The sequence below is a fragment of the Ectothiorhodospira shaposhnikovii genome (assembly GCF_016584105.1).
GTDB classification, from domain to species: domain Bacteria; phylum Pseudomonadota; class Gammaproteobacteria; order Ectothiorhodospirales; family Ectothiorhodospiraceae; genus Ectothiorhodospira; species Ectothiorhodospira shaposhnikovii.
Genome location: NZ_NRSM01000049.1, coordinates 1 through 12,748 on the forward strand (window position 1 = coordinate 1; position 12,748 = coordinate 12,748).

Annotated in this window: 11 protein-coding genes and 3 pseudogenes; 10 read left to right on the plus strand and 4 right to left on the minus strand. The window is 58.6% G+C overall.

Annotated elements, in window-relative coordinates; all coding sequences use genetic code 11:
- The 3 genes and pseudogenes from CKO35_RS16705 to CKO35_RS18565 form a co-directional block, all read left to right on the plus strand.
- A partial coding sequence (locus tag CKO35_RS16705) for a PD-(D/E)XK nuclease domain-containing protein (RefSeq protein ID WP_200177252.1) occupies positions 1–191 on the plus strand: 191 nt, incomplete at its 5' end.
- Positions 192–694: 503 nt separating this feature from the next.
- Positions 695–1,208, plus strand: a pseudogene (locus tag CKO35_RS18560) (flagellin N-terminal helical domain-containing protein); the annotation flags it as partial.
- Between the two features lie 1,448 nt (positions 1,209–2,656).
- Positions 2,657–2,914: pseudogene (locus tag CKO35_RS18565) on the plus strand (flagellin); the annotation flags it as partial.
- A gap of 158 nt (positions 2,915–3,072) precedes the next feature.
- Here the strand turns inward: CKO35_RS18565 and CKO35_RS16720 are convergent.
- Entirely contained in the window at positions 3,073–3,273 is a 201-nt protein-coding gene (locus CKO35_RS16720) for a hypothetical protein (protein ID WP_200177253.1), read from the minus strand.
- Between the two features lie 542 nt (positions 3,274–3,815).
- On the opposite strand from CKO35_RS16720, the pseudogene CKO35_RS18570 reads away from it, so the two are divergent.
- The 7 genes and pseudogenes from CKO35_RS18570 to CKO35_RS16755 form a co-directional block, all read left to right on the plus strand.
- Positions 3,816–4,329: pseudogene (locus tag CKO35_RS18570) on the plus strand (flagellin N-terminal helical domain-containing protein); the annotation flags it as partial.
- 491 nt (positions 4,330–4,820) lie between these two features.
- Positions 4,821–6,008 (plus strand): flagellin, encoded by a 1,188-nt coding sequence (locus CKO35_RS18575; protein WP_200177260.1) that lies wholly within the window; start codon positions 4,821–4,823, stop codon positions 6,006–6,008.
- Between the two features lie 94 nt (positions 6,009–6,102).
- Positions 6,103–6,504, plus strand: coding sequence for a flagellar protein FlaG (locus CKO35_RS16735; protein WP_242467319.1), 402 nt, complete (start codon positions 6,103–6,105; stop codon positions 6,502–6,504).
- Between the two features lie 127 nt (positions 6,505–6,631).
- A complete protein-coding gene (gene fliD, locus CKO35_RS16740; RefSeq protein WP_200177254.1) occupies positions 6,632–8,065 on the plus strand; it encodes a flagellar filament capping protein FliD in 1,434 nt (477 codons plus the stop codon).
- 114 nt (positions 8,066–8,179) lie between these two features.
- Positions 8,180–9,415, plus strand: coding sequence for a flagellin lysine-N-methylase (gene fliB / locus CKO35_RS16745; protein ID WP_200177255.1), 1,236 nt, complete (start codon positions 8,180–8,182; stop codon positions 9,413–9,415).
- Positions 9,416–9,523: 108 nt separating this feature from the next.
- A complete protein-coding gene (gene fliS, locus CKO35_RS16750; protein ID WP_200177256.1) occupies positions 9,524–10,024 on the plus strand; it encodes a flagellar export chaperone FliS in 501 nt (166 codons plus the stop codon).
- Positions 10,021–10,380, plus strand: coding sequence for a flagellar protein FliT (locus CKO35_RS16755; protein WP_200177257.1), 360 nt, complete (start codon positions 10,021–10,023; stop codon positions 10,378–10,380). Before fliS ends, CKO35_RS16755 begins: the two co-directional genes overlap by 4 nt.
- Before the next feature lie 169 nt (positions 10,381–10,549).
- On the opposite strand, the gene CKO35_RS16760 is transcribed toward CKO35_RS16755, so the two are convergent.
- From CKO35_RS16760 to CKO35_RS16770, 3 genes are read right to left on the minus strand one after another with little or no spacing between them, the layout of a single operon-like run.
- The gene (locus CKO35_RS16760; RefSeq protein ID WP_242467321.1) at positions 10,550–11,986 is read right to left on the minus strand and encodes an NAD(P)H-binding protein; all 1,437 of its coding nucleotides are present in this window, start codon (positions 11,984–11,986) and stop codon (positions 10,550–10,552) included.
- Between the two features lie 5 nt (positions 11,987–11,991).
- A complete protein-coding gene (locus CKO35_RS16765; protein ID WP_242467324.1) occupies positions 11,992–12,399 on the minus strand; it encodes a DUF2442 domain-containing protein in 408 nt (135 codons plus the stop codon).
- The gene (locus CKO35_RS16770; RefSeq protein ID WP_200177258.1) at positions 12,386–12,634 is read right to left on the minus strand and encodes a DUF4160 domain-containing protein; all 249 of its coding nucleotides are present in this window, start codon (positions 12,632–12,634) and stop codon (positions 12,386–12,388) included. The genes CKO35_RS16765 and CKO35_RS16770 overlap by 14 nt, the downstream gene beginning before the upstream one ends.
- Positions 12,635–12,748: the final 114 nt, after the last annotated feature.

Here is a 12,748-nt window from a genome sequence, read left to right on the forward strand (position 1 = left end):
TCAATGGCCACATTTATCTGTTCGAGTTCAAGGTGGTGGAGCAGGTGCCGGAGGGCAGGGCGCTGCAGCAGCTCAAGGACAAGGGCTACGCCGACAAGTACCGGGGGCAGGGCAAGCCCATCCACCTCATCGGCGTGGAGTTCTCCAGGGAACAGAGGCAGATCGTGGCATTCGATGTGTTGAGTCTGTGACTGGACCCTCCACCTAGGGAGCAGGTTTGCCCGAGAATACAGCGTAACCAATGACTGCTCGCTCCCCGCTTTCCGTTTTCTGCTCGTCGCTCCAGTTCTTCACTCCATTCGCTGCTCCCCGCTCCCCTATCGTCACTCCCGCCTTCGCGGGAGTGACGATATTGATGAGCCATTGCCCGTGGCCGCTTCACTGGATTCCCGCTTGCGCCGGAATGATCCACTCACAACATCCTGCCGGAGTGAAAATGGATGTTCAAAATAAAGTGATAGACGTGACTCCCAGAGCGGAATGGGCTTGCCGCATACGGCAATCTCTGGGCTTGAAAAGACTTTCGTGAAATCGAAAAAACGGGAAAATAAACAGCAAATAATTGATTTTTTTGATTTTTTAAAATTGGCATGGCTTCTGCTTTGAGTTTTGTGAGCGCGCACGACGCGTATCCAAAATCCGCGGCATGCGCACAGGGTTACCTACCGCCGCTAAATACTGAGGGAGTCAAGCCATGTCTCAGGTCATCAACACAAACATCGCATCACTGAATGCCCAACGCAATCTCACCAACAGCCAGGGTCAGTTGCAGGTGGCCCTGCAGCGCCTGTCTTCCGGGCTGCGCATCAACAGCGCCAAGGATGATGCCGCCGGTCTGGCCATTTCCGAGCGCTTCAGTTCTCAGATCAACGGCATGAACCAGGCCATCCGCAACGCCAATGACGGCATCAGCTACGCGCAGACCACGGAAGGTGCGTTGGGAGAGATCAGCAACCTGATGCAGCGTGTGCGCCAGCTGGCGGTTCAGTCGGCCAATGCCACCAACTCGGCATCCGACCGCATAGCTCTGGACCAGGAAGTTCAGCAGGCCATCGCGGAGATCAACCGAATCGCCAGCACAACCCAGTTCAATGGCCAGAATGTGCTGGATGGGACTCTGGACAGGCTTATCTTCCAGGTGGGCGCCAACTCCGGTCAGACCATCAGCGCGGGTGGCATTGACAGCCGCGGCAGCCAACTGGGGGCCATGTTTGCCCGCACGGAGGGGCTTTCCAGTACGCTGGTAAGAAACGAGAACTCCGAGGTGAGGTTCGGCGGGTTCGGCAGCCTGGATGTGAGTGAACTGCCCATCAGCGGCACCGTGCAGATCGGTGGCGAGGAAGTCAACATCAGCATTCCTACACTCGCAACGGCCACCCCCGAAGGGCTGGTGAACGAAATCGCCGCCCAGATCAATGCCTCCGGCCAGTTGCCCGACAAGGTCAGTCTGGAGGTGAACGGTGATGAGCTGGTGTTCACCAATGCCACGGGAGCGCGTCTGGAGATCGATTTCAATCTGCGGGATTCGGCGGGTGATCCGATTGCGACGACGGTGACACAGGCTGGTACGGATACTGCTCTCAAAGGGGTGTCAACACCCGCAACGTTTGACTTCGATGTGACAGCTATTGCCGAAAATGATTTAAAATCCATCACCATGACCATTAACGGCCAGTCCGTGCAAGTTCCGGTGAATCTGGCTGATATCACGGCCATCGGAGATTATGACGACCTTGCTACTGAAATACAAAAATCAATACGAAACCATCTGAGCACATTGACAGGTTTCCCATGGCTTGACCCTGATGAGTTTTCGGTTACAGCAGCAGCTGGTCCTGCAAGCCCCCTGACTTTCACCAATAACACAGGTCTGCCATTCGATATCCAGATTAGCATTCTGGACAATAATGGTGACTCCGCCATCATGAATGAGTCGCTGAACTCAGCGGTAACTGCTGGGACAGCAATAGGCATCACTGGTGTTGATTTTACAGACCTTTTTTATGATACCGGCGTTGCCGGTTCCTTTGAAGTTGATGGTCAAAAAGTGACCTTCCAGCTCCCGGCCGGCACCGGCCAGACCGTCAACGACTTGGCCAAGGCCATCAATAACGCCCTGAAGGCTGAAAGCATTGGTCTCACTGCGGTTGTTACTGGTGGTCAGATTGAATTCCAGAACAACACCCTGGCTGATATTGTCATCGGTAACTTCGCCGCTCAAGACTATGGCAGCCTCGACGGCACCTATACCCAGACGCGCGTCGATGTCCCCGATGCCAACACCCTGGCCCAGTGGTTTGAGGCCGGTGAGACGGTGCATTTCGATGTGGAAATCAATGGGGTTAAATTCTCTGTGGAAGAGGCCCACTCCATGTCGGATCTGTTGTCGCAGATCAACAGACGTACCGTGGAAACTGGTGTGCGGGCCAACCTGAACGCGCTCAATGAAGATATTGTACTGACCAGTGAACGGGGTGAGGAGATTCATTTCAGCCTGAGAACGCCAAACCTGACTCCGGAAGGTGGGCCCGCCGTGAATTACAGCACTCAGCAGACAGATATTGATGCGGGTGCCAAGGCCATGGAAGTCAATGAAAAGACGCTGAAGGATGTCAATATCCGGACCCTGGACGGAGCCGATGAAGCCATCCTTATCATGGATTATGCGTTGCAACAGGTCAGCGGTTTCCGCGCCACCCTGGGTGCTATCCAGAACCGCTTTGAAGCCACCATTTCCAACCTCGCGGTGGGATCGGAAAACCTGACGGCTTCCCGCTCGCGCATTCAGGATGCGGATTTTGCCGCTGAGACGGCGGCCCTCACCCGGGGCCAGATCCTGCAGCAGGCTGGCACCTCGGTTTTGGCGCAGGCCAACCAGTTGCCGCAGAGCGTGCTGCAGTTACTGCAGGGCTAAAATAGGCAGGACCTACCTCTGAGCGGCGGTAGGGACCGGGCAGCACCTTTCGGTGGTCTGCCCGGTTTTTTTTCGTTTGCGTAAAGCGCGAACGGTGATCACCACGATCAGCGTGGTTTGGGCCAGCGGATGCCCAAGGTCCACTTGATGAGCTCAACCTACCTTCTGCCGGATATGATTTCGGCCCGGAGGATGGTTTCCATCTGCCTGGTTTCACTGCGCAGATGTTCGATTTCCTTCTTCAGCCCGCCTTCCATCTGCCGGGTTTCACCGCGCAATTGCCCCATGTCCATGCGCCGGTTGGCTTCAATCTTCTTCGTTTCGCCTCGTAGTTGATCAATTTCCCTGATCAGCCCCAACTCGTTGTCAGTCGGGCATTGGTGATCAGGTGGTTGATGGTGGGGGCGCGGCGTTCCAAGCCTGTAATGGGTTTCATAAAGATTAAGTGGTCGTCATTCCCGCGCAGGCGGGAATCCAGGAGGGGGTGTGGCGGCTCTCCTGGACTCCCGCTTTCGCGGGAATGACGGCGTGGGCGATGGTGGGACTGAAGGTGAGGTAAGCGGCGGGAGTGAGACGGGAAAGGAGGAAGGGTGGCTGATGGCAAGAGGGGCTTATCGGCATGGCATCGCCGTTCGGCGGCGAAAAAATGCCGGGTGTCGGCAATGGGTGGGCGGCAAACGGCACTTCGACGGTTGTGTTTTGCCGCTCTTTCAATGTTTTGCAGGGGGAATACGGATTTGGACGGTAATCGGGCGGAAAATTTTTGCCGCTTCAGGCTAAAGCTTGCCGCAGGGGGGCCGATAACGGGTCTGAGGGAGCAGACCTGATCGACGAAAGGCGCTTCCGGCAACTTCCGATCCAGGGGCGGCAGAAGGCCCCATCAGTAGCAAGGAGAACGGCCATGTCAGTCATCAACACCAATGTGATGTCGCTGAATGCACAGCGTAACCTCACCAGCTCACAGAACATGCTGCAGAACTCCCTGCAGCGCCTGTCCTCCGGTCTGCGCATCAACAGCGCCAAGGACGATGCCGCCGGTCTGGCCATCAGTGAACGCTTCAGCGCCCAGATCCGGGGCATGAACCAGGCAGTGCGCAATGCCAATGACGGCATCAGCTACGCCCAGACCGCCGAAGGCGCTCTGGGGGAGATCAGCAACCAGTTGCAGCGCATCCGCGAACTGGCAGTGCAGTCCGCCAACGAAACCAACACCGCCTCGGACCGTGAATCCCTGAATAACGAAGTGCGCCAGGCCGTGTCGGAAATCAACCGTATCGCCTCGACTTCCCAGTTCAACGGCAAGAATATCCTGGACGGAGCATTGGGTAACCTGACCTTCCAGGTAGGTGCCAACGCGGGCCAGACCATCAACGTAGGCGGCGTGGATTCCCGTGGCAATCAGTTGGGAGCAGTGATTGTTGATACACGCAGCGCGGCTGGCGTCAGCTTGGGCGCAGAACACGTTTCAGATGAGCTGCAGTTTAGCGGCGCCAAGCTGGACTTCAGTTCCGTTGATTTGGTTACGACGGACCTGACAGGTCAATTGAAAATCGGGAATCGGGTATTGTCTCTTGATGTGGCAACTTCCGCCTTGACTGATCCGGCTGAGGCTGTCAGGTTGGTAGGAAGTAGTATTGAGACTGCCATCAAAAATGACGCGGTGCTCAATCTTGACGACTACGAAGTTAAGGTTAATTCATTCAATCAGTCGATTGAAATCATCAACAAAACTGAAGATAAGGTGAATATTTCTTCAGACCTTAGTGCGGGTGCTGCTGTAGCTCTCGCCGGCGCAGCCACCAATGTGGGCGCAGCAACGGTTAATGCTACAAATAATCAAACTGCGGCAAGTTTTGGTGGGGATACGCTTAAGGGCAGTACAAATGCTGTTGATTTTACCGTTGAGATGACTTTGGGTGACAGGACCGTCACCGTCGGTTACACCGATACCACAAGTGCAACTGGTGCAGATGGTGGGACTGCTCTTAAGACTTTCCTTCAAGATCAGTTCCGGGCGGCCTTCGCCGATATTGAAGGTGCCGAGAATATAGCGGTTACGTTTGAGGGGACTAACGCATTCAAGCTGGTCAATACTACCACTGAAAGCGGTAGCTTCAAGATATCGGGTACTTCTGGCGCGACTAATATTGACGTGACAACGGGAATTACTGCCGCCACGATTACAGGAACCTCCGTCAATTTTGACTATACGAATGCCACTACTGCCGATATCACTACGGGTGTTAAGGGCTCGGTGGCGGTCACAGGTGTTGGTACCTTTGACATCGACCTTCCTCAAGGCAGCACGGGGGTCGATCTGGCTGCTGCGGTTCAGACTGGATTGAAAGACCTTGGTGTTAATGCAAATGTTGAAATTCTGGGTGGTAATCTCAAGATCACAAACTTTGAGAGATCCGCCGTTGAGATCGATTTTTCGGCAGTCACCGATGGAACCAATCAGGTCTTTGTGAATAAGGATGTGGCAGGGGCTACCATTGAAAGTCTTAGCGATTACCTTGGCAAGGGTAATACCGCAACATTTACTGCGGAGATCAATGGGGAAGGCTTTGAGATCAAGGACGCCAGAAGTCTGACCGATGTTGTCAATGGCATTAATCAGCGTTCTGGAGAAACCGGCGTCAAGGCCAGTCTTTCCGCCAATGGTCAGGATATCTTCTTCTCATCCGAGCGGGGCACTGACTTTGACGCCAAGCTGGATGTTAAGGTGGCCAGTGTAGAGATCAACAGGGATATCGCCGCCACTGCCGAGGACAATACGGTGCTTGCGGACCAGTTCTCGGTTGCCACCCTGGAAGACGCCAACCGCACCCTGCTGGTGGCCGACTATGCACTGGATCAGGTGAACAGCCTGCGGGGTGAATTGGGTGCCATCCAGAACCGGTTCGAGGCCGCCATCTCTAACCTGCGGGTGGGTTCCGAGAACCTGAGCGCCGCCAACAGCCGGATTCGGGATGCGGACTTTGCGGCGGAAACCGCCGAACTGACCCGTGCCCAGATCCTGCAACAGGCGGGTACCACCGTGCTGGCCCAGGCCAACCAGATACCCAATAGCGTACTGGCCCTGCTCCAGTAACGCCCGGGAGCATGTAGTCAGCTAGAATACAAAGGCCCGGGTGGCAACCGTCACCCGGGCCTTTGTGCTCTTGAGGGTCGATCAGGAGAAGCCGATGGAAACCTCTCAGCTCAGTCCTTTACCCCCCCCCTTGTCCATGCCGGACAGAGGGGGGCGTGGTGGTGATGTATCGCCGGTGAGACAGCCGGCATCCGGCAACCCCTTGCCGGAACCGGCCACCGCCGGCGGCGCCGGTAGTGCCCCCGCGGTGCGTGCCGCCGGTGGAGAGGCCTCATCCCGGCAGGTGGAAGATGCCGTGGACCGCATCAATGATTTTATCCAAACGGTACGACGGGATCTGGAGTTTTCCGTGGATGAAGATACCGGCCGCACGGTGATCAAGGTGTTTGATTCCGAAACGGAAGAACTGATCCGGCAGTTTCCGCCCGATGAGTTACTGGCCATAGCGGCCCATCTGGAGGAGGTGCGGGGTCTGCTGTTCAAGGAACGGGCATGATGGCATGTAACATGCTTGATTTATGGATATGTGAATGATGGGGTGTCATGGCCGTCGAGGCTGACCGAGCCGACCATGCGACCCCGGCAACTGAACGATGGGCGGCGGCCCGCATTGGAGGTGCATGATGGCGACAATCAGCTCATTGGGAATCGGTTCCGGCATTGATGTGCGGGGGCTGGTGGATCAACTGGTGGCGGCGGAGCGGGCCCCCGCCGATCGGCGACTGGATCAGCGGGAAGAACGGCTGGAGGCCAGCCTGTCCGGTTTCGGGCAGCTCAAGAGCGCCCTGGCCGACTTCAACAAGGCCCTTGAGGCCCTGAGCAAGCCGGCGGATTTCCGTACCGTGACGGCCCGGGCCGGCAATGACTCGGTGCTGGATGTGGCGGCCAGCCGGGATGCCCCGGCGGGCACTTACGATGTTGAGGTGCAGCAACTGGCCCAGGCCCAGCGCCTGACTACCCGGGCCGGTCTGTTCGGCGATAACTTCACCGCCAATACCCAGTTGGGTTCCGGGGATCTGCGCATCACCCTGGCCGATGGCAAGCAGGAGGTGATCCGGCTGGAATCGGCCACCACCACCCTGGAATCCCTGCAAAAGGAGATCAACCGGCAGTCTTCCCATCTGCGGGCCTCGGTGGTGGATGATGGTGACAACGGACAGCGCCTGATCATCACGTCCAATCGCAGTGGGGCGGAGAGCGCCATCAGCCGCATCGAGGTGGAAAACGCGGTGCCCACCTCGGCACTGCTCAATGAACTGGCTTTCGATGCCTCGGCCCTGTCGGGGGATGATCCTCCGGTCAGCGGCGGCTTTGCCCAGTTGCGGGCGGGGCAGGATGCGCTGGCCCTGGTGGACGGCATGCAGGTGCGGCGCAGCAACAACAATTTCGATGACGTGATCGACGGCGTGCGCATGACCCTGCAGGATCTGGGGACGAGCCGTGTGTCGGTGACGGAGTCTCAGGGTGCGGCACGGGAGGCCATTGAGGGCTTCGTGGAGGCCTACAATACCCTGCTGGGGCATTTTAGTGAACTGGGTGCCTATAATCCCGATACCCGCGTCAGTGGTCCGCTGAACGGTGATTCCACCCTCCGGATCGTGCAGTCCCGACTGGCTCAGGTAGTGAGCGGCATGGGGGGCTCCGAGGCCGGCGGTATCCGTTCACTGGGCGAGATCGGTATCAGCACCCAGCGGGATGGTTCCCTGGGGTTGGATATTTTCAAGCTGGATGAGCAGATTGCCGGCAACTGGAATGGGGTTGTGGATCTGTTCACTCACGAGCAGAACGGGATTGCCGGTCGGCTCGGTGCCATCGTGGAAGAATTCACCGGTCGGGACAGCATCATCAACACCCGCACCGATACCCTTCAGGAAAGCCTGCGCGGGCTGGCGGATCAGCGCACGCAGCTGGATGTGCGCATGGAGCGGACCGAAGCACGGCTGATCGCCCAGTTCACCGCCATGGATCAGGTGGTGGCGCAGATGAACCAGACCAGCACCTTTCTTGAGAACCAGATGGCCCAGTTCAACAGCATGATGAAGCAGCGCAGCAAGTAAGGGGCGCGGCGCTTGCTGACGGGGTGGTGGCTGAGCGGTCTGCTCTTGAGGCAATATGACCGGATATCCTTTCAAGGGGGGCGGTTGCCCCCGATCACTGCCAGGAGATTATTGATGCAGAAGGCCATTGTCCCGGAATATGTCCAGCGGTTTCGCTGTGATGGGCAGCGTTGCCCGGATAACTGCTGTCTGGGGACCTGGACCATCCATGTGGATGAGCTGCATTACCGGCGCCTTAAAAAGGTGACGGACCCTGTGATCAAGCCGGTGGTGGACAAGTACATCAAGCGCAATCGCAAGCAGCCCAACAAGAATACCTTCGGCAAGCTGTTGCAGGACCGTCAGAAGAACCAGTGTGCCTTTTTGACGGACGACCGCATGTGCAGTCTGCAGGCCCGGCTGGGGCCGGATTACCTGTGCGATGTGTGCATGCTGTATCCCCGCCTGACCAACGAGATCATCGGTCATCCGCTGGAACGTTCCCTGAGCTTTTCCTGCCCGCTGGCGGCGGAGCTGGCGTTGCTGGACCCGGACAGCATGACCTTTGTGGAGGTGGATCTGGACCTGAAGGGACGGGAGATGTTCTATACCGCCCTTAATCCCTACACGGGTCGGGACAAACGGCCGGAAGTGGCCCATTTCTTTGATCTACGCAGTTTTACCGTCCAGGTGCTCAAGACCCGGGATCTGCCTCTCTGGAAGCGGCTGGTGATTCTGGGCATCTTCTTCGACAAGGTGCAAAAATTGCTGGCGGAGGGGCAGGCGAACGGGATTCCGGCAGAGATTGCGCAGTACACCAATATGGTGGTGGACAACAGCCTGAGCGGTTCCCTGGATCAGATCGTGGAGGATGCCACCCTGCAGATGAAGCTGGCCAAGGAGGTGCTGACCCAGAAGGTGGCCGCCGGCGGGGCGAAGGATCTGCTGACGCTGTTCGTGCAGTCGCTGGTGGGGATCGGCTTCAATTCGGAGGATACCGACGAGGACAATGCCCGACGCTATCAGGCCGTGTGCAGGGAATGGTACGAGCCTTTCATGGGGCAGCGGGAGTACATTCTGGAAAACTATCTGGTGAACCATGTGTTCGGTAACCTGTTCCCCATGAATCGAAAGACCCCTATGGACGCCTTTGCCATGATGGCGGTGCAGTATGCGGTGATCAAGATGCTGCTGGTGGGACAGGCCGGGTTGTACAAGGATCAGTTTGCCGAGTCCCATGTGGTGACGGTGATCCAGAAGTTCGTCAAGGCGGTGGAACACAATCCACAGTTCCTGAAGAAGATCTATGATCAGATGGGAGAGAAGGGGTTGTTGTCCATGGCCTACATGGCGATCCTGGTCAGGAACTGAATGGGTGTGGCGGATTCAGCCCGTTCGTAGGTTCCGCGTCGGGCAGGCCCCTACAGTTAGGTTTATGGTTGCCGATAACCTCGTTAAAGGTTCCTTTGGAGTGTAGTGATGACTTATCCGGGCATGCACAAGGGTGTTAATCAGTATCAGCAGGTGGGTGCTGCCGGTGCGGCTTTTTCGGACCCTTACCGACTGATCGAGATGCTGTTTGATGGCGGTATTGACCGTCTTGCACAGGCCCGTGGGGCGGTGTTGAGGGGGGACCGGGCCGCCAAGATCAAGCTGATCGGCAAGGCCTTTGACATCATCGGTGGATTGCGGGCGGGTCTTGATCTGGAAAAGGGAGGGGAGGTCGCCCAAAACCTTGATGATTTATATGACTACATGCAGCGTCGTCTGGTGAGTGCCAATGCCAAGGATGATGTGGAAGTGATTGATGAAGTGGGCAAGCTGCTGGCGGGATTGCGGCAATCCTGGAAGTCGATTCCCCTTGAGGTGCGTCAGGACCCGGCGGCGGCAGCGGCCCGGGAGCAGGTTGTGTCCGGTACGGGTGATGCAGGGGTTGCCAGGGAAGGGGGGAATGATGAATCGGTGGAGGGCAAGGCATGATGGGGATTTCCTCCTCCGATGTGCATTCAGGTGAAGCCGGCCTGGTGGCGGCGGAACTGGAGGCGTTGACTGAAGCACGGCTGGGCTGGGCACGTGCATCCGACTGGGATCGTCTTCTGTCCAGTGAGGAGCGTCGTCTGGCACTGGCGGCTGAGCTGGATGCCCACTCCCGGCGCACGGATATCAGCGGGGATGAGGCTGAACGGGTGGTGGCGCGACTCAAGCGAATCCGGGCCATGGATGATCAGATGGTCCCGCTGATGGAGGCGGCGAGGGATGGGCTGGCGGATGAATTACGCCAGATGCGCAAGGGGGTTTCGGGGACGCGCCTATACGAGAAGGTAGGTCACGGTTAGCCGAGGATGAACCGTATCCCGCCCAGGATGAGGGCGGTCTGAGCCAGCAGGGCGCCCAGGGTCCATTTGATGATTTCCACGTACAGGTTGGCTTCCATCTGCTTTGTTTTGCCCCTCAGTTTTTCAATTTCCTTGAGTCGATTACGGAGGTCATGGTGGGATTATTGCGTCACCGCGCCAACCTTGCCAGATGCCGCTGATAGCGCCGCATGACCAGCAGGTGAGCCACGGCCTGGCTCCACAGGTACAGATACCAGGGCAGTGACGGCGCAAAGTCGTGAATGGCCGCCATGGTGTAGCGTCCGCCCAGGACGCTCTGAAACTCGAATCTCCCCCGTTGTGCTCCCTTTCTTGCCAGCAGCCCGCCGGTGATGCGATGGATCTCTCGATCCTTTGTGCCGGCGGCCCGCATGTCCCGTTCCAGTTGTAGCAGCATGAGTCCACCGGGGCGTAGGTGGACCTGGTAGCCGGTATCTTCGCCGGTGTGCGGGTCGGAGAGGACCGTGGTATCCACCAAGGGCCGGCAGCAGTCGCCCAGCCAGCGGAAGTAGTTGCCGGCCACCCAGGCGGCGTCCTGGCCGGGGGGCTGGATGATGCGCTGGATGGAGCGTACCCGGCTGGCCTGTCTGAGCGCGGCCCGGGTCTTTTGGTGGATGGGTTGCCGGGGATTGGGCAGCAGGCGTTTGCGGCGGTGGTCCAGGGCGTCGTTCAGGGCCTGTTCGAAGGGAATGGCGCCCGGGTCGATGAACCGTTGGACTGGATTGTCCTTGAGCCGGGTGTCCCGGGGCAGGCTTTCCATGACGGGGGCCACCAGGTCGGTGGGGGCGCCGGTGATCCAGCGGGCGCCCTGGGCAATGATGGGGTTGGGCAGCCAAGGCAGGGTGAGGAAGTGGCGTTTGAGGCCCAGCAGTCGTGCCGTGGTCCGGAGCATGTCCTCGTAGCTGATGCAGTCGGGGCCGCCGAGGTCGTAGTGGCCTCGGAACTGTTCCGGTTTGCCCAGGGTGTGACGGATGGCCCGGATGAGGTCCGCCAGGGCGATGGGCCGGGTACGGGTGCGAGCGTTGGGGGGCAGGGTGATGATGCCGATCCGGCGCACCAGTTCCACCATGAGCCGGCAGGCGGAGCCGCCGGGGCCGACTACCAGTCCGGCGCGCAGGATGGTGACGGGGACGCCGTGGGCGGTGAGGGCCATTTCCACTTCCCGGCGGCTCCAGAGCAGGGTGGAGATGCGGAAGGTGTCGGGCATGAGGCCGCTGACGAAGATGATCTGTCTGACGCCGTTGGCGGCGGCGGCGCGGGCGAAGTTGTCGGCCAGTATGAGATCCATGTCCCTGGGGGCGGCCTGGGTGAGGCGTGACGAGGGGGCCAGGGAATGGACCAGGTAGACGGCGTAGTCGCAGCCCTTGAGGGCGTGGGTGAGTTCGGCCAGGTTGTAGAGATCGCAGTGTCGCCAGGTGATCCGGGTGTCGGGATCGGGTGTTTGGGCGCGGGCCTGGGATCGGGTGAGGGCGGTGACCGGGTAGTCCCGGGCCAGTTCACGGCACAGGGCGGTACCGATGAAGCCGCTGGCACCGGCGATGGTGATGCGGGGGGCGAGAGGGGGCAATTGGGTCAGGCCTGCTTGCGAGGACGTCCGCCAAGCTTGCCGTTCTCCCTTGAGGCCGCGGCCTTACGGTCGCTGCAGTTTTTCCCTCCCTGAGCGCCGAGCTGACGGGCCATCCAGCGACGTGAGCCGAATATTCCCTGCAGAATGGAGGGCACATAGACATCCGCATCCAGATGCGGCCAGTGCAGTCCAAGGCCGGAGGGTGTGATCTCGATGATCTCCAGTTCCTGTGCCGTGGCACCGGATAACCCTTCAGCCAGAGAGGGTGGAAAGGTGATTTCGACGCCGGTCTGCAAGGAAATGATGACTCTATCCCGCTGTTGATCGTAGCGGGCCGCAACAGCGTGGCCGGATTGCCGCAGGTTCTCCATGCGAGAGTTTGCCTGCTCGATGTCTAGCTCAGTCATCGCCATGAATACGTCTCCACTGCTTGCAGAGGGCTTCAGTGTGGTCATCCAGCAATTTACTGATCCGCTTGATTTCATGGGTGGGAAAACCATGGTTCTCTCTGAGCTCGGTGAATCCATTCGAGCACCCAAGCAAGAACACGGCCTCTCCTTGAGCGCCAATGACATGCACATGGGCGGGTCTGTGATCTGCCGGATAAATCACGACTCGCAGGCCATCAAGGCGCAATACGGTTGGCATGCAAAAGATACTAGCATAAAACCCAAGCGAATGGGTTTTACGACACCTCCAGGTCCCGCAGACGCTGGGCGTCGCCGATGGGGATGCCGGGGGTCTGAAGGTGGGGGCGCAGGG